The organism is Phytobacter sp. V69, assembly GCF_965644215.1.
Lineage (GTDB): Bacteria > Pseudomonadota > Gammaproteobacteria > Enterobacterales > Enterobacteriaceae > Phytobacter.
Map to the genome: position 1 here is coordinate 1 of NZ_CBFFRL010000024.1, position 22,616 is coordinate 22,616.

The window sequence follows — 22,616 nt, forward strand, 5'->3', positions numbered from 1 at the left end:
AAAGGGGTTTTGATAACTGGCTTAAAGCTGAAAGCTTTCCGGAACCCCCAGCCTAGCTGGGGGTTTTCTGTGCACAATAAAAAAGGCCCGCATTGCGGACCTTTTTACAGGCATGGTGGGTAACAAACCGCGCTACGCTCAGACCTTTTTGAAGATCAGAGAGCCGTTGGTACCACCAAAGCCAAAGGAGTTACACAACGTGTACTCCAGACCACTCACCTGACGGGCTTCGTGCGGGACGAAATCCAGGTCACAACCCTCAGAAGGATTATCCAGGTTGATGGTCGGCGGCACGGCCTGGTCGCGCAGTGCAAGGATAGAGTAAATAGACTCTACCGCACCCGCAGCACCCAGCAGGTGACCGGTCATGGATTTGGTGGAACTGACCATAATACGGCTTGCTGCATCACCAAACACGGATTTTACCGCCTGTGCTTCGGCCTTGTCGCCTGCCGGGGTTGAGGTCCCGTGGGCGTTAACATAGCCGATCTGGCCAGGTTCAAGGCCTGCATCACGGATGGCATTGACCATCGCGTCAGCAGCACCCGCACCGTTTTCCGGCGGAGAGGTCATGTGATAAGCGTCGCTGCTCATGCCGAAACCAACGATTTCCGCATAAATTTTCGCGCCGCGTTTTTTCGCATGCTCATACTCTTCAAGCATGATAATGCCTGCGCCGTCGCCCAGAACAAAACCATCACGGTCCTGGTCCCACGGGCGGCTTGCTGCCTGAGGATTATCGTTCCGCGTTGAAAGCGCACGTGCCGCACCAAAGCCACCGACACCCAGCGGGGTACTGGCTTTTTCTGCGCCGCCGGCCAGCATTGCATCAGCATCGCCATACGCGATCATACGCGCAGCATGGCCGATATTGTGCACACCAGACGTACACGCCGTGGCAATCGAAATACTTGGGCCGCGAAGGCCGAACATGATGGTCAGGTGACCGGCCACCATATTAACAATCGTTGAAGGAACAAAGAACGGGCTGATTTTACGCGGGCCACCGTTCACTAAAGAACTGTGGTTTTCCTCAATCAGACCGAGACCGCCAATACCGGAACCAATAGCAGCACCGATGCGGGTCGCATTCTCTTCCGTCACTTCAAGGCCAGAATCCTGCATGGCCTGAACGCCAGCGACAATTCCATATTGAATGAAGGCATCCATCTTGCGCTGTTCTTTGCGCGAGATAATGTCGTCACAGTTAAAATCCTTTACTAAGCCAGCAAATTTCGTTGCATAGGCGCTAGTATCGAAATGGTCGATCAGGCTGATGCCACTCTGACCGGCAAGGAGAGCTTTCCAGGTAGACTCTACGGTATTGCCGACAGGAGACAACATGCCAAGTCCGGTCACAACTACACGACGCTTAGACACGGTTGTCCTCCAGGGAGGGAAAAAAGATTAAGATTCGGGGGATAAAAGATAAAACTCAGGCGGTCGAATGACCGCCTGGAGATGTTCACTTACGCCTGGTGACCGTTGATGTAATCAATGGCAGCCTGAACGGTGGTGATTTTCTCAGCTTCTTCGTCCGGAATCTCAGTATCAAACTCTTCTTCCAGAGCCATTACCAGCTCAACGGTGTCAAGAGAATCAGCGCCCAGGTCTTCAACGAAGGAAGCATTGTTGGTAACTTCTTCCTGCTTAACGCCCAGCTGTTCGCCGATAATTTTCTTAACGCGTTCTTCGATAGTGCTCATACTCTTAAATTTCCTATCAAAACTCGCTTTCGCGATGGTTTTCGTAGTGTATAAAATGTTGAAAAATTTGCAACTAAATCCCGGCAGTTCGTACCACGATTTTACGCTATTTTGAGGCCTTTCACCCTAATAACGCAAATAATTTTAATCGTGGTTAAACCATATACATTCCGCCATTGACGTGCAGGGTCTCACCAGTGATGTAACCCGCTTCGTCAGAGGCTAAAAATGCAACCGCACTGGCGATTTCCTGAGCACCGCCAAGGCGACCCGCTGGAACTTGCGCCAGAATACCCGCACGCTGATCTTCGGTCAGCGCACGCGTCATGTCCGTTTCAATAAAGCCCGGAGCAACAACGTTCACAGTAATCCCGCGTGATGCGATTTCTCGCGCCAGCGATTTACTGAAACCGATCAGACCCGCCTTCGCCGCAGCGTAGTTAGCCTGACCAGCATTTCCCATGGTACCAACCACAGAACCGATAGTGATGATACGACCATGACGCTTTTTCATCATAGCGCGCATCACCGCTTTTGACAGACGGAAAACAGATGACAGGTTGGTTTCGATAATATCGTTCCACTCGTCATCTTTCATACGCATTAACAGGTTATCGCGAGTGATACCGGCATTATTGACCAGGATATCCACTTCGCCAAACTCGGTACGAATGTTTTCCAGCACAGATTCAATAGATGCAGGATCGGTCACATTCAACATCAGACCTTTACCATTCGCACCTAAATAATCGCTAATAGCCTGAGCGCCATTTTCGCTGGTTGCTGTACCGATTACCTTCGCGCCACGAGCAACAAGGGTTTCTGCGATTGCGCGGCCAATGCCACGGCTCGCGCCAGTAACCAGCGCGACTTTTCCTTCAAAACTCATGGTTTTCCTCTTTTATTGCGCAAGTGCCTCTGACACTGCGGCCGGCTCATTAAGCGCAGACGCTGTCAGGGTGTCAACAATACGTTTTGTCAGACCGGTAAGGACTTTGCCCGGGCCAACTTCATACAGGTGCTCAACGCCCTGTGATGCCATAAATTCAACGCTTTTGGTCCATTGCACCGGGCTGTACAGTTGACGTACCAGCGCGTGACGGATCGCTTCTGGCGAGGTCTCGCATTTCACATCAACGTTGTTAACAACCGGAACCTGCGGTGCACTGAACGTAATTTTTTCCAACTCCACTGCCAGTTTATCTGCAGCAGGTTTCATCAACGCGCAGTGAGACGGCACGCTCACCGGCAGCGGCAGCGCGCGTTTCGCGCCAGCAGCTTTACAGGCAGCACCGGCACGATCAACTGCTTCTTTATGACCCGCGATAACCACCTGGCCCGGCGAGTTGTAGTTCACCGGAGAAACAACCTGACCTTGTGCGGACTCTTCACAGGCTTTGGCAATGGAAGCATCATCCAGACCGATAATGGCAGACATGCCGCCCGTACCTTCCGGTACGGCTTCTTGCATGAACTTACCGCGCAGCTCGACCAGACGCACGGCGTCCGCAAACGGGATAACGCCCGCACAAACCAGCGCAGAGTATTCGCCCAGGCTGTGACCGGCCATCAGCGCAGGCGTTTTACCGCCCTGCTGCTGCCATGCACGCCATAACGCGACGGAAGCCGTCAGCAGTGCAGGTTGCGTCTGCCAGGTTTTATTCAGTTCCTCTGCCGGCCCTTGTTGAACAAGTGCCCACAGATCGTAGCCCAGTGCTGCAGAGGCTTCACGGAATGTCTCTTCAATAACCGGGTGACTTGCAGCCATATCAGCCAGCATACCCACGGTCTGAGAGCCCTGTCCCGGGAACACAAATGCAAATTGCGTCATGTTTTTATCCTTAATACTAGAAACGAACCAGCGCAGAACCCCAGGTGAAACCACCGCCAAAGGCTTCCAGCAGAATCAGTTGACCGCGCTGAATACGCCCGTCGCGAACCGCTTCATCCAGCGCACAAGGGACCGATGCCGCAGAGGTGTTACCGTGACGATCCAGCGTTACCACGACGTTATCCAGCGACATGCCCAGTTTTTTTGCCGTCGCGCTGATAATTCGCAGGTTTGCCTGATGCGGCACCAGCCAGTTCAGCTCGCTGCGCTGCAAATTATTCGCTTCCAGGGTTTCATCGACGATGCGAGAAAGCTCAGTCACCGCCACTTTAAAGACTTCGTTTCCTGCCATTGTCAGGAAAATAGGGTTGTCCGGATTCACACGATCGGCATTCGGCAGCGTTAACAGTTCGCCATAGCGACCATCAGCATGCAGGTGCGTCGAAATGATACCCGGCTCTTCGGATGCCCCGAGCACAACCGCGCCCGCACCATCGCCAAAAATAATAATGGTGCCGCGATCTTCCGGGTTGCAGGTGCGCGCCAGAACGTCAGAACCAATCACCAGCGCATTTTTCACCGCACCCGATTTTACATATTGATCGGCGATGCTAAGCGCATAGGTGAAACCCGCGCAGGCAGCAGCAACGTCAAATGCCGGGCAGCCTTTCACGCCCAGCATGTTCTGCACCTGGCACGCGGCGCTTGGGAATGCATGCGTTGCGGAGGTGGTAGCGACAATAATCAGACCAATCTCATCCGCGCTGATACCTGCCATCTCCAGGGCGCGCTTTGCAGCTTCAAACCCCATGGTAGAGACAGTTTCGTTCGGCGCAGCAATACGGCGTTCACGAATACCTGTGCGGGTGACAATCCACTCGTCAGACGTATCCACCATTTTTTCCAGATCGGCGTTAGTTCGCACTTGTTCAGGCAGATAGCTGCCGGTACCAATAATCTTCGTATACATGTACGCTCAGTCTTTTTCCGGTAACACAGATTCCAGGCGAGCGGCAATTCGCTGAGGAACTTGCCGCTGCACCGCCTGCACTGCCTGTTCAATCGCGACGGTGAAGGCTCGCTGATTGGCAGCACCATGACTCTTAATCACCGTGCCGCGCAATCCTAACAGACAGGCGCCATTATACTGGTCGGGGTTGAGGTGACTGAATCGCCTGCTCAGGCTTTTTTGTAACCAATGCTTTAATAAAATCAGCCACCACGACCTTTTTTTCCCTTCACCCTGTGATTTCAGCAGCGAAAGAAACACTCTGACAACACCTTCCATCGTTTTTAATGTGACGTTTCCCGTAAAACCGTCACAAACCAGTACGTCCGTTTTACCAGTGAGTAATTCGTTCGCTTCCAGGTAACCAATATAGTTAATGGCTGGAACCGATTTTAAAATTGCTGCGGCATCACGGATGTAATCATGGCCTTTGGTCTCTTCTTCACCAATATTCAGAAGCGCCACGCGGGGATTTGTAACGCCCAGCACTTCTTCAGCCATTACCGCACCCATTACCGCAAACTGCGCCAGCATCTTACCATCGCAGTCGACGTTGGCACCTAAATCCAGTACCACCGTTTTTCCTTTCTGTTGATGCGGTAACACCGTCATCAGCGCGGGACGCTCAATCCCCTCAAGGGGTTTGAGCAACATCTTCGCCAGTCCCATCAGCGCACCGGTATTTCCGGCGCTGACGCAGGCCTCGGCGCGACCTTCTTTTACAAGCTCCAGTGCCATCCGCATTGAACTGCCGCGACTATTGCGGACCGCTTGCGAGGGGCGTGCATCGCTGGCAATAACTGACTGTGCCGGAATAACAAGCAAGCGCGAGCGTTGCTCAAAATCAGCTTTGGCGAGCAATGGTGTGATAGCGTCGGGATCGCCGACTAAAAGAAGAGTAAGATGCGAATTAGAATCCAGTGCCTGCAATGCTGCAGGCACTGTCACGGAAGGGCCAAAATCACCCCCCATGACATCTAACGCCAGGGTTAGACGAGTCAAGGTATCGGTAAATCCCCGCTTACGCGGGGAGATCCTCACTAAGTTTTATCACGCTGACGCGTGATTACTTAGTGATTACCTTACGGCCACGGTAGAAACCGTCGGCAGTGATGTGGTGACGCAGGTGTTTCTCACCAGAAGTTTTGTCTACAGACAGGCTGGTGACTGCGGTCAGAGCGTCATGAGAACGACGCATGCCACGTTTGGAACGGGTTGGTTTATTCTGTTGTACGGCCATGGACCTTACTCCTCAATTACGATTTACCCCCGTTTGAGCGGGGAAAACCTATTACTTACGCTTTAAGCTGGCTAATACGGCAAATGGGTTTGGTTTTTGCGCTTCATCAGGCAGTTCACCAAAGACCATGTCCGCCTCGGACACTTCACAGTGTTCAGAATCATGCACCGGAACTACCGGCAAGGAGAGGATGATTTCATCTTCAACCATTGCAAGCAGATCGATTTCACCGAAGTCGTTAACCTCAATCGGTTCATACGCTTCCGGCAGTGCTTCAGCCTGTTCGTCTGAACGGACAGGACTAAAACAATATGTTGTGTGAACCTGATGGGTAAACGGCTTGCCGCAACGCTGGCATTCGAGGGACACCGTCACCTTCGCATCACCGGTAATAACCGCGAGGCGTTGGTTGTCGATGGCGAACGAGATGGAGCATTCCACATCACTGTCCACACTGACAACAGATTCGACGACACGCTCAACCTGATCGGGCAGATAGATGCCCTCATAATCAAGGCGTTTTTGAGCCGTGCGAACCGGATCGAGAGTCAGGGGTAATTTTACCTTTTGCATAGGGCGCGCATATTAACTTTGTAACGTCATAGAGTCAAAGAAAAAGGCAGCCTGAGGTTGCCTTTTGCCAATAATTCGCACACATTGCGGCCTACAGTTTAAAATGCCTGTCATGGTTAAGCCATATTTGGTGAAAAAAATATGTCAGATATTATTCTTGCATCGACCTCCCCCTGGCGACGCGCGCTGTTAGAGAAGCTCGGAGTAGCGTTTGAATGCGCCGCGCCGCTGACCGATGAAAACCCGCAACCCGGTGAATCCCCGCGCCATCTGGTGCTGCGGCTAGCACAAGAGAAAGCGCAATCACTGGCCCAACGCTTCCCGCAGCACCTGATTATTGGTTCTGATCAAGTGTGCATGCTGGAAGGCGAAATTACCGGCAAACCGCTGACCGAAGAAAATGCCCGCCGCCAATTAACCAAAGCTAGCGGGAATATCGTCACTTTTTATACCGGTCTGGCGCTGTTTAATTCCGCAACCGGTCATTTGCAAACCGAGTGCGAACCTTTCGATGTGCATTTTCGCCACTTAAGCGCGCAGGAAATAGACGATTACGTGCGTAAAGAAAATCCGCTGCACTGTGCGGGCAGTTTTAAAAGTGAAGGACTGGGGATCGCGCTGTTTGACCGCCTCGAAGGCCGCGACCCAAATACGCTGGTTGGCCTGCCGCTGATTGCGCTGTGCCAGATGCTGCGTCGGGAAGGCTGTAACCCACTCTCATGCTAATAAATACCACAACGCACTGACATCTTTTAAGGAAACCCGGTGGAGAAACGTTCCGTATCTCAACAGCCGTCGGCGGGTCTGTGGTCGCTGATCGCGCTGGCCAGCCTGATTTTAATGATAACCATGGGGATCAGGCAGACGGTGGGGCTATTTGTCCACCCTATCGTCCACTCCACCACGATGAGTATTGCCGAAGTCAGCATGGCGCTGGCAATAGGCCAGTTGATGTGGGGCGCGTTTCAGCCGCTGTTTGGTGCCTGGGCGGATAAGCGCGGTGCCTTTAATGTGCTGGTGATTGGTGCCGTCCTGATTGCATTGGGGCAGCTTGGCACGCTATGGGCGTCCTCATTTTTACCGCTGACCCTCGCCCAGGGCCTGTTAAGCCCGGCTGGCGCTGCCGCGGGCAGTTTCTCCGTGTTGATCGGCATCGTTGCGGGCAGATTGCCGACTGATAAAGGTTCCGTTGCCAGCGGGATGATCAACGCCGGTGGTTCTATCGGGCAGTTTATCTTTGCGCCATTGGTACAACTTATTGTCAGCCTGCGCGGTATCGCCTCCGGGCTTGTTTTCCTTGCCCTCGCCGCGCTGTCGACCATTGTTCCGTCATGGTTTCTGTGTCGGAAAAGTGAGAAGCCGGCCCCCGCGCTGGCACACCCTGCCGTTTCTGACGTTCCCGGTCTTAAGCAGCAAATTCACGTAGCATTTCGCACCCCCAGCTATTTGCTCCTGCATGCAGGTTTTTTAACCTGTGGATTCCACGTGGCTTTTCTCACTACCCATTTGCCGAGTGAAGTCAGTCTGTGCGGACACGATGCGTCTGTCTCCGCCATTAGCCTTTCGTTGATTGGCCTTTGCAATATTGCAGGCAGTATTTTCGCGGGTTTTCTTGGTAAACGATTCCCGATGAAATACATACTTGCCGTTCTGTATACGTCCAGGGCGGTACTGATTATTGCCTTTTTGCTGTCGCCGAAAACCGAGCTGGCATTTTATGTCTTCGCCTGTGCGATAGGCTTAACCTGGCTTGCCACCGTGCCACCCACAGCTGGTATTGTTGGTAAGCTGTTTGGCACCCGTTATCTGGCAACGCTGTTTGGCTTTACCTTATTCTCACATCAGATAGGCGCGTTTTTTGGTGCATGGCTGGGTGGGCTGGCAATGCAATACGAAGGGAATCTCGACTGGGTGTGGTATGCCGATATCGCGCTCGCCTTACTGGCCGCGCTGGTCAATCTGCCTATCCAGGAAAAGAACACGGCGGTACCGCTCAAACCCGCGACTGAATAAAAGAAAAGGCGGTCACCATGCATGACCGCCCTTTTTACGCTTTCTGGTTACGTAGCACTTGCAGGCATCGCTTGAGCTGGTCGTCCAGCGGTGCTTCGATACGAATAGTTTCGCCAGTATTCGGGTGGGTAAATTTCAGCGCTGCGGCGTGCAGGAACAGGCGCGTTAACCCGGTACCTGCCAGCTGCTTATCAAACTCACGGTCGCCGTAGCGATCGTCAAAGGCAATGGGATGTCCCGCATGCAAGGTGTGAACGCGGATCTGATGTGTACGCCCCGTCACCGGGCTACAGCGCATTAAAGTGGCGACGTCATAACGCTCTTCCACTTTAAAACGGGTTTCCGACGGCTTGCCCTCCTGGTTCACGCGAACAATACGCTCACCGCTTTGCAGAATATTTTTCAGCAACGGGGCCTGTACCACTTTAACATGGTACTGCCACTGCCCGCGCACCAGCGCCAGATAATCTTTCTGCATACCTTTATCGCGCAGCTGCTCGTGCAGCGAACGCAGCGCGGAACGCTTTTTGGCGACCAGCAGCACCCCGGACGTATCGCGGTCCAGACGGTGTACCAGCTCCAGGAAACGCGCTTCCGGACGCAGCGCCCGCAACCCTTCAATGACGCCGAAGCTTAAACCGCTGCCGCCGTGTACCGCTGTACCAGAGGGTTTATTCAGCACCAGGATATGGTCGTCTTCATAAAGAATGACGTCGCTCAGCGCCGCCACTTTCTGCAAATGCGGTGAAACAGCTTCTTCTTCTTTTTCAGATACTCGCACCGGCGGGATGCGAATTTCATCGCCCGCCTCGAGTTTGTATTCAGGTTTGGTGCGCCCTTTGTTTACCCGCACCTCACCCTTACGGATTATGCGGTAAATCATACTTTTTGGCACACCTTTCAGCTGGGTGCGCAAAAAATTATCGATACGTTGCCCCGCTTCATCATCAGCGATCACAACAAATTTTACGGATGGGTTCTCAGTTTTCATGGGAGGCGATTCTAAATAGCGTCGGTGATTAGCGCCACTCATTTTTATATGCTTATATTTACTTTTGATCCTGTGTGACTGCGTTCGACACGGACGTTTTGGTGGTTATTAAACCAATCACCTGACAAAAGTGAAAAAACTGTGAGTAACCGGGTGATAATAGGTAAAAGTCAGCTTGCTATAACAGGGTTCGCAAGGAATAATGTTGCAGTTTTCCGCGTTGAATCTTGTTAAAACAAGCAATTGTGCGGAATGACCAGTTTTGCCTGTCCGACCATACACGCAGCAATGGCGTAAGACGTATTGGACTTTCAGGCACTTAGCGGGCTGCGGGTTGCAGTCCTTACCGGTAGATGGAATCTTCTCTGGAGAGTTTTTCCCAGGCTGTTCCCCAGATAATTGCGCTGTGTTTTCCACAGGAAATACAGGTAACCGACACACTGCGCCTCTTAAGCGAGCGACAACCGTGAGGTTGGCGACGTGAACAGTCACGAGGCCATCGGTTCTCCCCCGGAAAGGCGTCACTATGCCCGCAGCTTAGTCGTCAATGTAAGAATAATGAGTAAGTTACGATGAAAAGAATGTTAATCAACGCAACTCAGCAAGAAGAGTTGCGTGTCGCCCTTGTTGATGGGCAGCGTCTGTACGATCTGGATATTGAAAGTCCTGGACACGAGCAGAAAAAAGCGAACATCTACAAAGGTAAAATCACCCGTATTGAACCGAGTCTTGAGGCCGCCTTCGTTGATTACGGCGCTGAACGTCACGGTTTCCTCCCCCTTAAAGAAATTGCCCGCGAATATTTCCCTGCCAATTACAACTCCCATGGCCGTCCGAACATCAAAGATGTGCTGCGCGAAGGTCAGGAAGTTATCGTCCAGATTGATAAAGAAGAACGCGGCAACAAAGGCGCTGCGCTGACCACCTTTATCAGTCTGGCTGGCAGCTATCTGGTACTGATGCCAAATAACCCGCGTGCGGGTGGTATTTCTCGTCGCATCGAAGGCGATGACCGTACCGAATTAAAAGAAGCGCTCTCCAGCCTGCAACTGCCAGACGGCATGGGGCTGATTGTGCGTACGGCAGGCGTTGGCAAATCCGCCGAAGCGCTGCAGTGGGATCTGAGCTTCCGCCTGAAACACTGGGAAGCCATCCAGAAAGCCTCTGAGAGCCGCCCTGCTCCGTTCCTGATCCACCAGGAAAGCAACGTTATCGTTCGTGCCTTCCGTGACTACCTGCGTCAGGACATCGGCGAAATCCTCATCGACAACCCAAAAGTGCTGGAGCTGGCTCGTCAGCATATCTCTGCGCTGGGCCGTCCGGATTTCAGCAGCAAAATTAAACTGTACACCGGTGAAATCCCGCTGTTCAGCCATTACCAGATTGAGTCGCAGATTGAATCCGCTTTCCAGCGGGAAGTCCGCCTGCCGTCCGGTGGTTCTATCGTTATCGATTCCACCGAAGCATTAACCGCTATCGACATCAACTCCGCGCGTGCAACCCGCGGTGGTGATATAGAAGAAACGGCCTTCAATACCAACCTGGAAGCGGCAGACGAAATTGCTCGTCAGCTGCGCCTGCGTGACCTTGGTGGCCTGATCGTTATCGACTTTATCGATATGACCCCGGTTCGCCACCAGCGCGCCGTGGAAAACCGTCTGCGTGAAGCCGTCCGCCAGGACCGCGCGCGTATTCAAATCAGCCATATTTCTCGCTTCGGCCTGCTGGAGATGTCCCGCCAGCGCCTGAGCCCGTCTCTCGGCGAGTCCAGCCACCACGTGTGCCCGCGTTGTAGCGGTACCGGGACTATTCGTGACAACGAATCCCTGTCACTTTCTATTCTGCGTCTGATTGAAGAAGAAGCGCTGAAAGAGAACACCCAGGAAGTCCACGCTATCGTTCCGGTTCAGGTTGCCTCTTACCTGCTGAACGAAAAACGTGCGGCCATCAGCGCTATCGAAACCCGTCAGGGCGGCGTACGCGTTATCGTTGTGCCGAATGACCAGATGGAAACCCCACACTACTCCGTGCTGCGCGTGCGTAAAGGTGAAGAGACTCAAACTCTCAGCTACCTGCTGCCGAAGCTGCATGAAGAAGAGATGGCACTGCCTTCTGACGAAGAACCGGCTGAACGTAAACGTCCTGAACAGCCTGCACTGGCAACCTTCGCCATGCCGGACGTTCCGCCTGCGCCTGCCGTACCGGAAGCCCCTGTGGCTAAGCCGCAGCCGTCTGTCAGCAGCACACCTGCTGTTGCCGCGCCTGCTGCACCGGGCCTGCTGAGCCGTTTCCTCTCCGCGCTGAAAAATCTGTTTGCAGGTAGCGAAGCTGCCGCGCCAGCCGACGTTCAGGAAGAGAAGAAAGAAGAGAAACAAGAGCGCCAGCAGGATCGTCGCAAACCGCGTCAGGGCAACCGTCGCGATCGCAACGAACGTCGTGAGCCGCGTGCAGAAGGTGGTGAAGGTCGTGAGAACAACCGCGATGAAAACCGCCGTAATCGCCGTGAGAAGCCGCAGCAGAATGCCGAAACGCGTGAAGCTCGTCAGCCAGCACAGGTGACCGCGGAAGAGACCGAAAAAACCAAACAGCGTGACGAACAGCAACCTTCTCGCCGTGAGCGCAACCGTCGTCGTAATAACGACGAAAAACGCCAGGTACAGCAGGACGCGAAAGTCCAGGATCGTGAAGAGCAGCCAGAGCAAGAAACCGAACAAGAAGAACGCGTTCAGGTGATGCCGCGTCGTAAGCAGCGTCAGTTGAGCCAGAAAATCCGTGTTGGGGACACTCAGGCAAGTGCAAGCGAAGAGGCTGTTGCAGTAGCACCGCAAACCACGGAGTCCCCGGCCCAGCGTACTGAGCTGGCGAAACTGGACTTGCCGGCAGTTGTCGAGAACACCGCAGAACCAGAAGAATCCGCAGAAGGCCGTGATACCGCAGGTATGCCGCGTCGCTCTCGTCGTTCGCCGCGTCATCTGCGCGTCAGCGGTCAGCGCCGTCGTCGTTACCGCGATGAGCGTTATCCGACCCAGTCCGCAATGCCGCTGGCCATTGCCTGCGCATCTCCGGAAATGGCGTCGGGTAAAGTGTGGGTTCGTTATCCGGTTGCTCGTCCTCAGGACGAAGTGCTGGAAGCACCGGTGGTTGAACAGCAAAACGATGCCATCACTACCGATGTTGCACCTGCAATTGCCGAAGCCGAACTGATTGCTGCAACCGCTCAGGAAGAACAACAGCCTGTCGTGGCAGAGCCTCAGGCACCGGCCGAAGAGGTGGTTGAAGTGGCACCGCAGGCACCGGTCATTGAGCCAGAGCCTGTCGTGATTGAAACCACCCATCCGGAGGCGATCGAAGCCCCGGTTGATGCACAGCCAGAACTGATTGCAGAAGAAGATCGTCCGGTTGCGGAAGAAGTGGCGCAAGCTGCTGAACCTGCCGTCGTTGCGCCGGTTGACGTTGAACAGGAAGCCCCTGTTGCTGAGCAGCCACAGGAACCTTTTGCCGCTGTGGAAGCACAGCCAGAAGCTGCCCCGGTAGCCCCGGTTGTTGAACCTGTCGCACCGGCTGTTGAAGTCGTTGCTCCGGCGGCGGCTGTGGTTGAGCCGGCATCATCTGTGGCCAGCGAAGTAAACCACGCTACCGCGCCGATGACCAAAGCACCTGCGCCTGCGTATGTGCCGGAAGCGCCGCGTCACAGTGACTGGATCCGTCCGGAGTTCAACTTCGACGGTAAAGGCTCTGCGGGTGGTCACAGCGCCACGCATACCGCAACGGCACCAGCAACACGCCCGCATGCAGTAGAATAAGTATTCTGCTGATAAAAGCCGACCTCCGGGTCGGCTTTTTTTATGCCTTGCGTCCTGGCTGTCGCATCCCGCTTAACCCCGGCATCACCTCACGCATCAACTGTAAAAACATCCGTAGACGGGCTGGATAATAACGCGCCCAGGGGTAGACCAGATGCACGGGTAACGGCGGAACCTGCCACTCAGGCAATAAGGCAACCAGTCTGCCCTGTGCAATGTCCTCTTCTACCGTCCAGCTTGAGACCACCGCCACACCGAGTCCGGTCAACGCCGTATTGCGCGCCACGTACAAACTATCGGTATACAGTCTGGGTGCAATCGCCACCTGCTCCGTTTCCCCGCTCAGTGTGTGCGTTAAGGCAATGTCATGCTGATAAAAGGTGCTGAGCGCAATCCACGGCAGTGCACCGAGATGCAGTGGCGCGCTGATTTCCGAAAAACGCGCCAGCAGCGCCGGGGAGGCGACAATGCTGCGCGGGACTTCGGCAAGCAGGACGGATACCGTCACCGGGTCAACCTCTGCCCCCACGCGAATCGCACAGTCGATGTTATCGCTGAGAAAATTGACGGTCTTATCGTTGAGCATCCATTCCACTGAAAGCTGCGGATAGCGCTCCAGAAAGCGCGTCAGCGGTGCCAGCAACTGCTCCTGCCCGAAGGCATGGGGTGCCCGCACGCGCAGCACCCCGACCGGCTCATCGTCCGTCTGACTCAGTTCGTCTTCCAGCGCAAGCCAGGCATCAATCACCCTGCGGGCATGCTGATAACAGCGCTCACCGTCATCGGTCAGCTTCATCGCATGCGTGGTACGCAGTACCAGCTTTACCCCAAGCATCGTTTCCAGCGACTGCAGGCGGCGGCTGACTGTCGCCTGGGTGGTATTGAGCTGGCGCGCCGCGGCCGAGAGAGACCCCGCCTCAACAATGCGCACCAGTGTGCGCATCAGGTCAACGCGATCTATACGTTCTGCACGCTGCATTTAAATTCTCACTATACGTTTCACGTATAACCGTTTTACCACCCCGCTGGCTACCGCGTCATCCCCGGTTTCGTAAAAAATGCATTCACACCAACAATGAATATGTTTTTGAGGAAAAGTGATGAACCGTCATTCTCAATCTATAAACCCGGCGCAGTGGATTATCTTTGCGCTGGCGCTGGGGGCAGGTTTTAGCGTCGCTGCGATTTATTATGCACAACCCCTGTTACCACTGATGGGCAGCGACCTGCATTTAACCGTTAACGGCATGGGGCTGGTCCCGACGTTAACACAGGCAGGCTACGCGCTCGGCATCCTGTTTTTACTGCCGCTGGGTGATCGCTACGATCGCCGCCGCCTTATCCTCGGTAAAAGCGCCGCGCTGGCCGTACTGCTGCTGGCCTGTAGCCTGACGACGCAACTACCTGGCTTATTGATGGTCAGTCTGTTGATAGGGATGGCTGCCACCATGGCACAGGATATCGTCCCCGCAGCCGCCATCCTCGCCCCCGCGGGTAAGCAGGGAAAAACCGTCGGGACGGTGATGACCGGTTTACTGTTAGGCATTTTGCTTTCTCGAACCGTGAGTGGCGTTGTCGGCGCGGCATTTGGCTGGCGCATCATGTTCCAGCTTGCCGCCGTGAGCATTGCCTTTATCGGTGTTCTGATGTGGTTTGTGCTGCCGCGTTTCGTCACGCATTCAACGCTGAGTTATCCGGCACTAATGAAAACGATGGCGCACCTTTGGCAGCGTTACCCTGCCCTACGCCGTGCTGCGTTTGCGCAGGGCTTTTTATCCATCGCGTTTAGCGCTTTCTGGTCAACGCTTGCCGTCATGCTGCTGGAAAAATATCAACTCGGAAGCGCAGCCGCGGGTATGTTTGGTATTGCGGGCGCGGCAGGCGCACTGGCGGCCCCATTAGCCGGGGGACTGGCGGACAAAGTCGGCGCCGAAAAAGTCACCCAACTGGGTGCAGCGCTGGTCACTTTCTCCTTCGCCCTGATGTTCGCCCTGCCGATGTTACCACCTCATGGTCAGCTGGTATTGATTGCCCTGTCGGCCATTGGGTTTGACCTTGGATTGCAGTCCAGTCTCGTGGCACACCAGAATCTGGTGTATGGCCTGGAGCCACAGGCACGTGGTCGCCTGAACGCCCTGCTCTTTACGGTGGTGTTTATTGGGATGGCGCTGGGTTCTGCACTGGGCAGTAAGGTCTACACCCTCGCCGCATGGCCTGGCGTGGTGGCACTGGCAACACTGGCGGGGGCCGTTGCTCTGGTCATTCGTCTGCTGGATAACCGTTGTCTCGCTGTCGTATCACGAGATATTGGATAAAAAAAGGCCCGCGCCGGGATCCGGTGCGGGCACACAGAACATGTTCCAGTTTCCAGACATGTTCTAAAGCAAAGATTACCTATTGAGCTGGAACAGCGACATGCCCTGCATGTCGCTAAATGCTTTATAGGATGCCTGTAATGCCGTCTGCTGCATGGTGTAAGACGAAATTACCGAGTTCCAGTCTACGTCAACGAGATCGCTCATCTGGGTTGTCAGAGAAAGCGAACGGTCATCACCCAGCGAATCCAGATTGGTCAATTCCTGTAGCTGTGTACCCAGCTGCGCACGAACGGTCGATACGTTATTCAGTGAGTTCGTCAGGCCACGGTTGGCCTTATCAAGAGCAGCCTGAGATGTCGCCTGTGCGGCTTCATCACCTGAAACAGGCACTTCCAGTGCTGCAATCGCGTCATCCAGCATCGTGAAGACGTTAGTTTGTGAAGGTGTGCCGTCGGGCTCAGCCTCAGCGTTGCTGGTAATACTGTTAAACACCTGGTCACCGGTGTGCGCAATCACCATGCTACGGGATGTATCCACCTGCTGAGTGATCGCCGTGTCGCCACCGTTGTACGTACCGGTTGAATCAAACGGCGCAGTGCTGGTTTTATAGCCAGCAAAAATATAGCGACCATTACCGTCGGTGCTGTTTGCCAGGTTCAAGAGCTGGTCGCGAACGCCCTGCAGTTCTGTTGCCATTGACGCACGGTCATCGTCACTCAATGTACCGTTAGCGGCAGCAACCACGGAGGTATGCGCCGAGGTAATCGCCGCAGTCACCTGCTGGAGCACGCTCTCTTCCAGCGAGACTTTCTGGGTAGCGAAAGTACGCGCGGTCTGATACTGCGTATTCTGCTGCTGCGCCTGGGAGACCACCACAGCCTGAGAGGCCGCGATCGGATCGTCAGACGGCTTATTCACACGCTGGCCTGTCGACATCTGCAAACCGTATTCCATCCACTTACTCTGTGAATTGGTAATACCGCGCATGTTTTGTTCATACATCATCTGAGTACTAATACGCATCTCTTACCCCTTACTTAGCGTATGTTCAGTAACGCGTCGAACAGTGTGTTTGCCGTCTGCAACACCTGCGCGTTTGCGAGATAATACTGCTGGTAACGCTGCAGGTTACCGTACTCTTCGTCAAGGTTGACGCCAGAGATCGATTGCTGCTGGTCAGAGAGCTGTGTAACCACGTTGGCTTGTGTCGTACTGCTGGTTTTCAGCGTAGACGTGGTAGTACCGACATAGCTGATCAGCGACGCGTAGGCATCGTTAAAGGTTTTAGACCCGCTAACCACTTTGCTGTTTTGCAGATCCAACAACGCCTGACCGTTGGTGTTGTCGCTTTCACCGGATGTCGCGCTGGACGCCATGGCGATTTTGGACTCATCGGTGATGGCCACGCTCATATTGGCAATAGCATTCGCCACTGGTTTGACGGTGAAGCTGTCGTTTTTGTTCGCGGTGCCAGAGACACTGATGGTCAGTCCGTCAAAGGTCAGATTACCGCTGGAATCCGGGGTAACGGCAAACGCCGTATTGTCCGCCAGGCGGGTTACATTCCAGCCGGAATCGGTTTTAACCAGCTTATAATCCGTCGCCTGTACCTGGGTACTGTCGCTTACGCTCGCCGTCAGCGCTCCGGTACCGGTGTTTTTCGCATTGCTCAGGGTAGAAGGCGAACCGATCGTGAAGAAGTCGGTCCCCTGGTCGCCATCGGCGTCATAACCTTCTTTGTGCTGCGTGTTGAACGCATCAGCAAAGGAAAGCGCCAGCTGGCCCAGCGTGTTACGCGTCTTATCCAGATCCTGAGAGCGGAAGGTCAACACTCCGCCCAGTGAACCGGTAGTCAGCAATTTTTCCGGAATTTCGATATTGCCAGCGGTCGGGTCGACATAGGCAACCGTCGTACGGGTAGGATCATCACTGGATGCCACCGCCGCCAGTTGACGAGCAGTACTGCCCTGCACCAGCGTGTAGCCATTTGCCATGGTGATGTTATAGGTGCTGTTGTCCTGAACGCTGACATCCACACCCACGATATCGTTCAGCTCGCTCACCAGCTGGTCACGCTGATCCAGCAGGTCGTTCGGCGATGCGCCGCCGCCCACTGCCGTCAGGCGTGAAATCTGGTCGTTCAGATTCGCAATTTGTTTGGTGTAGTTATTAATCTGATCGACGCTTGATGAGATCGAGGTATTGATCTGTTTGTCCTGATCTCGCAGGTACTGGTCAGCCACTTTGAACTGGTTAACCAGGGCGTCAGCTTTGCCCAGCACGCTCTGACGTGATGAGGAATCTTCGGCGTTACTCACCAGCGTTTGCATGCTGGAGAAGAAATCTTGCAGTGACGTGGCCAACGTATTGGTTGAACCCGATAGCATGTCATCGATCTTTGACATTTGATTGTAACGCGTCGTCAGGCTGCTGCTCTGGGTGCTGGCAGAACGTAACTGGTTCGTAATAAACGAATCATATTCACGCTGCACACCAGAGACAAACGCACCGTTGCCAACCCAACCACCTGCCCCCAGCGTACTGTTAGCCGCAGTCAGGACTGTCGTCTGGCGGGTATAACCCGTCACGTTATAACTTGAAATGTTATTACTGGTGGTATTCAGCGCCGCCTGGGCTGCGCTGAGCCCACTCATCGCGGTATTAATCAAGTTGGCCATTGAGGTTCCTTATAAACTTTGAGACATAAGTCCTGCTAACGATTATCGGCAACCCTGAGCTGAACTTGAGTGGTTTCAGAACAGATTTTCAATATCATTGCTGTAGGCTTTGCTGACCTTCTCGCCCATCGACTTAAGCTGCTGAATCATGTTAGTCAGCTTCTGCGCATATTTCGGATCGGTCGCGTAACCCGCATTCTGCAAGGCCTGTGCCCCCTGTTCCGGCGTCGCCGCCGTCGTCACTGCCGCATAACGTGGGTTGTTGGAAAGCATGCTGACGTAATCAGAGAGTGCTTCCAGATACGAGCTGTAAACGCGGAATTTGGCTTTGACCTTTTTGGCCTCGCCATTTTCATATTCGGTTGTGGTGATCTCGGTGGTTGGCCCCTTCCAGCTGGACGTTGCCTTCACACCAAAGATGTTAAAGCTCGGCGCACCGTTTTCACGGGGAATTTGTCGCTGACCCCAGCCTGATTCCAGCGCAGCCTGCGCCAGGATCAGGTGGTGCGGCACCCCGCTTTGCTCACTGGCAAGACGTGCGGGCAGAGAGAGCTGAGCAAGGAAATCTTTGCTGTCCCCGCTCATCGGCTCATCATCATTTTCTGGCGCTTTCGGCATGGCTTTACGCACCATTTGCGTGATTGCCTGGCTCTGGTAGGCGTTGATGGTTTCGAGGTCAAACTTCATCGGCACCTGCTGCATCTGGTCGCCAGGGGCCACCGGCTCCTGGCCGGCAGACATCTGCTTAACCATCATATCGGCCAGACCCAGCCCCTTGCCTGATGTCATCTGCTGGGCAATCTGTTGGTCATATAAGCTGGTGTACATCCGCGTGGAATCGCTGCTGAAAATGCCGTCTTTCGGCAGGGCTTCGCGCATGCTTTTCAGCATCATTTGCACGAACATGCCTTCGACCTGGCGCGCAACGGGCCGCAGGTTGGTCTGCGGGTCCTGTCCGGCTTTGGTTTTCAGATCGTTGAGCGATTGCGCGTCCCATGCCGCGCTCGCCATCAAGCGGCTGTCATTCAGCATTAGATGATCTCCAGCTTAGCCCGCAGGCAGCCTGCACTCTGCATGGACTGCAGAATAGACATCAGATCAATCGGGGTTGCCCCCAGTGCGTTCAGTGCTCGCACCACGCTATTCAGGTTGGCGCTGGAGCGAATGCTCTGCAGAGAACCGCCACTCTGGCGAAGGTCAATCTGCGTCTGCGGTGTCACCACCGTCTGTCCACCGCCAAACGGCGTGTTCGGCTGGCTGACGTTGGCCGATTGGTTAACCGTCACCGAGAGATTACCCTGCGCCACGGCACAGTTATCCAACGTCACTTCGCGGTTCATCACGACAGACCCGGTACGCGAGTTGATAATGATTTTGGCATCCTGCGGCGCGACACCCACTTCCAGATTCTGGATATCTGCCAGCATGCGCACCTGAGAACTGCCGCCTTGTGGCACACGGATCTGGACGGTACGGGCATCCAGCGCGGTTGCGCCGCCCATACCACGACGGTTGATGGTGTCAGCAATCTGCTGAGCCATCGTGAAATCGTCCTGGTTCAGTTGCAGGTTGATGGTGTTGCCATTGCCGAATTGGGAAGCCAGTTCGCGTTCAATCACCGCACCGCCGGTAATACGGCCGCCGTTGAGCTGGTTAACCGCCACGCTGCTGCCACCGGCTGCTGCGCCTGCGCCACCGACCAGAATGTTACCCTGCGCCAGCGCATACACCTGGCTATCAACCCCTTTCAGCGGGGTCATCAGCAGCGTACCGCCGCGCAGGCTTTTGGCGTTACCCATGGAGGAGACCACCACATCGATAGTCTGCCCCTGACGGCCAAACGCAGGAAGCTGGGCAGTCACCATCACCGCCGCAACGTTTTTAAGCTGCATGTTGGTGCCTGTCGGGACGGTAATCCCCATCTGCGACAGCATGTTGTTCAGGCTCTGAGTAGTGAATGGCGTCTGGGTGGTCTGGTCACCCGTTCCGTCAAGGCCGACCACTAAGCCGTAGCCAATTAAGGAGTTTTCACGTACGCCCTGTACACTGGTGAGGTCCCGGATGCGGTCGGCCTGGGCGACGGACGCCACCAGCACTAACGCAATTCCAGCCAGAAATCTAAACATAATTCACCCCGGTTACATCGGCGATAAGTTAAGGAAGAAACGCTGCAGCCAGCCCATATTCTGCGCTTCGTTGATGTAGCCGTTGCCGACGTACTCGATGCGCGCGTCCGCCACCTGTGTGGACGGAACGGTATTGCTGCCGCTGATGGTGCGCGGGTTCACTACACCCGAGAAGCGGATAAATTCAGTGCCCTGGTTGATGGCGATCTGTTTTTCACCCACTACATGTAAATTGCCGTTGATCAGCACCTGGTCGACCGTCACGGTCAGAGTGCCGCTAAATGTGTTGCTGGCGTTGGCGCCGCCTTTACCCGTAAACGAGTTGCTGCCTTCGCTCGTCAGGTCTGCACGCGAGTTGCCGAACAGGCCTTCCAGATAGCGTGGCGTAGTATCCATTGAGAAGCTGCTTTTGCCATCGCGACTGGCATTCGCCGATGAACTCTTACTGGCGCTCACGTTTTCTTGCAGCACCAGCGTCAATGTATCCCCGACGTTACGCGGGCGACGGTCTTCAAACAGCGGCTGGTAGCCATAGTTGATTGGCTGCGCAGTCTGGTAAATAGAGCCATTGACAACCGGAACAGGTCCCGGCATCGGTTGAGCGGTCGTTGCGCCCTGCACCAGCGGTGTTGAGGGAACCCATGCACATCCATTCAGCATCAGTGCCAGTAAAGCTAACAGGGGGTAGCGGCCCGCGGCGTTTTTTTGCATTACATTCATCTTCGAAATCAGGGTTCCGGTGCAGCCTGCGCCGCACCGGATAACGCCTTAGAGTTGCGACAGTTTCTGCAGCATCTGATCGGTGGTCGATACCGCTTTGCTGTTAATTTCATAAGCGCGCTGAACCTGGATCATGTTCACCAGTTCTTCCGCCACGTTTACGTTCGAGGTTTCCACATACCCCTGATACAGCAGACCTGCCCCGTTCAGCCCCGGCGTCGTGGTATTCGGCGTACCGGAAGACTGGGTTTCGACGTACAGGTTTTCACCGATGCTTTCCAGACCGGTGTCATTCATAAAGGTTGTCAGGTTAAGCTGCCCGACCTGCACAGGGGCTGTCGCACCCTGCTGCGTCGCGCTAACCACACCGTCACGACCAATGGTGATGCTCAGGGTGTTCGCCGGAATGGTGATAGCAGGCTGGACCTGGAAGCCACCCGACGTGACCAGCTGACCGTTCTGGTCAACCTGGAAGGAGCCATCACGGGTATAGGCAGAGGTGCCATCCGGCAACAGGACCTGGAAGAACCCTTCGCCTTTAATAGCCACATCTTTACTGTTGTTAGTCTGAGACAGGTTGCCCTGGCTGTGCAGACGCTCGGTGGCCACCGGACGAACACCGGTACCGAGCTGCAAACCGGAAGGCAGCGTTGTCTGTTCAGAAGACTGCGCACCAGGCTGACGAATAGTTTGGTAAAGCAAGTCTTCAAATACCGCGCGCTGACGCTTGAAACCGTTGGTGCTGACGTTCGCCAGGTTGTTGGCGATAACGTCCATATTGGTTTGCTGGGCGTCGAGGCCGGTTTTAGCGATCCATAATGAACCTATCATAGGAAATCCTGTTTATTAGCTCATTGACAGTAACTGGTTAGCACGCTGAGCGTTCTCATCAACGTTGCTAATAACCTTCATCTGCATTTCAAAGCGGCGGGCGCTGGCGATCATATCGGCCATTGCCGCCATAGGTTTAACGTTACTGCCTTCCAGCACACCTGACATGACGCGAATGGTCGCATCCGGTTGTAACGTCTGGCCACGGGTGGCTTGTGCACTTTGACTGACGCGGAAAAGACCGTCGTCGCCACGCACCACTTCACTGCCAGTCGCTTTCACCAGTTTCAGTTTGCCAACCGGTGAGACCGTGTTCGGTGGATCGCCTGCGGTCAGGGCAGAAATCGTCCCGTCCGCCGCAATGGTGACCTGAGAACCTTCCGGCACCGCAAGCGGCCCGTTCTCACCCATCACCGGATGCCCCTGAATGGTCAACTGTCCGGTCGGCGTCACCTGGATATTACCGCTACGGGTATACCCTTCGGAGCCATCCGCGCTCTGCACTGCCAGCCAGCCGTCCTGTTGCAGAGCAACATCCAGCGGGCGTGACGTGAAGTTCAAATCGCCTGGCGTCATATCGGCGCCAGGTGTGGTCTCAGCGACCAGCGTACGGGTCGGCACCGACAACCCTTCAACCGGTACAGCGCGCAGTGCACTAAGCTGCGCACGGAAGCCCGGGGTTGAAGCGTTGGCCAGGTTGCTGGCTGTGACAGACTGCTGGTTTAGCGTCTGACTTGCCGCACCCATCGCGGTGTATATTGCGTGATCCATTAGACC

General features: G+C 54.7%; 21 protein-coding genes. 4 read left to right on the top strand and 17 right to left on the bottom strand.

Annotated features, from left to right (window positions below):
- Window positions 1–138: 138 nt before the first annotated feature.
- The 8 genes from fabF to yceD all read right to left on the bottom strand — a co-directional run bounded on the left by fabF (window position 139) and on the right by yceD (window position 6,359).
- Window positions 139–1,380, bottom strand: a complete 1,242-nt coding sequence (gene fabF / locus ACSZPU_RS05265; RefSeq protein ID WP_498996203.1) for a beta-ketoacyl-ACP synthase II — start codon at window positions 1,378–1,380, stop codon at window positions 139–141.
- 89 nt (window positions 1,381–1,469) lie between these two features.
- Window positions 1,470–1,706 carry an acyl carrier protein gene (gene acpP, locus ACSZPU_RS05270; RefSeq protein ID WP_000103754.1) on the bottom strand — a complete coding sequence of 79 codons (237 nt, stop codon included), beginning with the start codon at window positions 1,704–1,706 and terminating at the stop codon, window positions 1,470–1,472.
- A 154-nt stretch (window positions 1,707–1,860) separates the two neighbouring features.
- Window positions 1,861–2,595 carry a 3-oxoacyl-ACP reductase FabG gene (fabG, locus tag ACSZPU_RS05275; protein WP_498996223.1) on the bottom strand — a complete coding sequence of 245 codons (735 nt, stop codon included), beginning with the start codon at window positions 2,593–2,595 and terminating at the stop codon, window positions 1,861–1,863.
- A gap of 12 nt (window positions 2,596–2,607) precedes the next feature.
- Complete coding sequence (gene fabD, locus ACSZPU_RS05280; RefSeq protein WP_498996225.1) at window positions 2,608–3,537, bottom strand: ACP S-malonyltransferase; 930 nt, start codon at window positions 3,535–3,537, stop codon at window positions 2,608–2,610.
- Window positions 3,538–3,553: 16 nt separating this feature from the next.
- Window positions 3,554–4,507 carry a beta-ketoacyl-ACP synthase III gene (locus ACSZPU_RS05285; protein ID WP_498996228.1) on the bottom strand — a complete coding sequence of 318 codons (954 nt, stop codon included), beginning with the start codon at window positions 4,505–4,507 and terminating at the stop codon, window positions 3,554–3,556.
- Between the two features lie 6 nt (window positions 4,508–4,513).
- Window positions 4,514–5,548: a phosphate acyltransferase PlsX gene (plsX, locus tag ACSZPU_RS05290; RefSeq protein WP_498996229.1), complete on the bottom strand. Its 1,035-nt coding sequence runs from the start codon at window positions 5,546–5,548 to the stop codon at window positions 4,514–4,516.
- 64 nt (window positions 5,549–5,612) lie between these two features.
- Window positions 5,613–5,786, bottom strand: coding sequence for a 50S ribosomal protein L32 (gene rpmF / locus ACSZPU_RS05295; RefSeq protein ID WP_003857964.1), 174 nt, complete (start codon window positions 5,784–5,786; stop codon window positions 5,613–5,615).
- 51 nt (window positions 5,787–5,837) lie between these two features.
- The gene (yceD, locus tag ACSZPU_RS05300; protein ID WP_498996231.1) at window positions 5,838–6,359 is read right to left on the bottom strand and encodes a 23S rRNA accumulation protein YceD; all 522 of its coding nucleotides are present in this window, start codon (window positions 6,357–6,359) and stop codon (window positions 5,838–5,840) included.
- A gap of 141 nt (window positions 6,360–6,500) precedes the next feature.
- Between yceD and ACSZPU_RS05305 the strand changes: the two genes are divergently transcribed.
- A complete protein-coding gene (locus ACSZPU_RS05305; RefSeq protein ID WP_498996232.1) occupies window positions 6,501–7,085 on the top strand; it encodes a Maf family protein in 585 nt (194 codons plus the stop codon).
- Between the two features lie 39 nt (window positions 7,086–7,124).
- Window positions 7,125–8,372, top strand: coding sequence for an MFS transporter (locus ACSZPU_RS05310; RefSeq protein ID WP_498996233.1), 1,248 nt, complete (start codon window positions 7,125–7,127; stop codon window positions 8,370–8,372).
- A 34-nt stretch (window positions 8,373–8,406) separates the two neighbouring features.
- On the opposite strand, the gene rluC is transcribed toward ACSZPU_RS05310, so the two are convergent.
- A complete protein-coding gene (gene rluC / locus ACSZPU_RS05315) occupies window positions 8,407–9,363 on the bottom strand; it encodes a 23S rRNA pseudouridine(955/2504/2580) synthase RluC (RefSeq protein WP_498996234.1) in 957 nt (318 codons plus the stop codon).
- Window positions 9,364–9,935: 572 nt separating this feature from the next.
- Here rluC and rne point away from each other — a divergent pair.
- Window positions 9,936–13,166: a ribonuclease E gene (gene rne, locus ACSZPU_RS05320; protein ID WP_498996237.1), complete on the top strand. Its 3,231-nt coding sequence runs from the start codon at window positions 9,936–9,938 to the stop codon at window positions 13,164–13,166.
- 40 nt (window positions 13,167–13,206) lie between these two features.
- Here rne and ACSZPU_RS05325 read toward each other — a convergent pair whose 3' ends face one another.
- The gene (locus ACSZPU_RS05325) at window positions 13,207–14,145 is read right to left on the bottom strand and encodes a LysR family transcriptional regulator (protein ID WP_498996239.1); all 939 of its coding nucleotides are present in this window, start codon (window positions 14,143–14,145) and stop codon (window positions 13,207–13,209) included.
- Window positions 14,146–14,266: 121 nt separating this feature from the next.
- Between ACSZPU_RS05325 and ACSZPU_RS05330 the strand changes: the two genes are divergently transcribed.
- On the top strand, window positions 14,267–15,481 hold the full coding sequence (locus ACSZPU_RS05330) for an MFS transporter (RefSeq protein WP_498996241.1): 1,215 nt from the start codon (window positions 14,267–14,269) through the stop codon (window positions 15,479–15,481).
- 75 nt (window positions 15,482–15,556) lie between these two features.
- On the opposite strand, the gene flgL is transcribed toward ACSZPU_RS05330, so the two are convergent.
- The 7 genes from flgL to ACSZPU_RS05365 form a co-directional block, all read right to left on the bottom strand.
- Entirely contained in the window at window positions 15,557–16,507 is a 951-nt protein-coding gene (gene flgL, locus ACSZPU_RS05335) for a flagellar hook-associated protein FlgL (protein ID WP_498996244.1), read from the bottom strand.
- Window positions 16,508–16,521: 14 nt separating this feature from the next.
- Complete coding sequence (gene flgK, locus ACSZPU_RS05340) at window positions 16,522–18,162, bottom strand: flagellar hook-associated protein FlgK (RefSeq protein ID WP_498996246.1); 1,641 nt, start codon at window positions 18,160–18,162, stop codon at window positions 16,522–16,524.
- Window positions 18,163–18,237: 75 nt separating this feature from the next.
- A complete protein-coding gene (flgJ, locus tag ACSZPU_RS05345) occupies window positions 18,238–19,194 on the bottom strand; it encodes a flagellar assembly peptidoglycan hydrolase FlgJ (RefSeq protein ID WP_498996248.1) in 957 nt (318 codons plus the stop codon).
- Window positions 19,194–20,288 (bottom strand): flagellar basal body P-ring protein FlgI, encoded by a 1,095-nt coding sequence (locus tag ACSZPU_RS05350; RefSeq protein WP_498996249.1) that lies wholly within the window; start codon window positions 20,286–20,288, stop codon window positions 19,194–19,196. The genes flgJ and ACSZPU_RS05350 overlap by 1 nt, the downstream gene beginning before the upstream one ends.
- Window positions 20,289–20,300: 12 nt before the next feature.
- Entirely contained in the window at window positions 20,301–20,999 is a 699-nt protein-coding gene (locus tag ACSZPU_RS05355) for a flagellar basal body L-ring protein FlgH (protein ID WP_498996251.1), read from the bottom strand.
- A 57-nt stretch (window positions 21,000–21,056) separates the two neighbouring features.
- On the bottom strand, window positions 21,057–21,839 hold the full coding sequence (gene flgG / locus ACSZPU_RS05360; protein ID WP_498996254.1) for a flagellar basal-body rod protein FlgG: 783 nt from the start codon (window positions 21,837–21,839) through the stop codon (window positions 21,057–21,059).
- A gap of 15 nt (window positions 21,840–21,854) precedes the next feature.
- Window positions 21,855–22,610, bottom strand: coding sequence for a flagellar basal body rod protein FlgF (locus ACSZPU_RS05365; RefSeq protein WP_498996257.1), 756 nt, complete (start codon window positions 22,608–22,610; stop codon window positions 21,855–21,857).
- Window positions 22,611–22,616 lie beyond the last annotated feature (6 nt).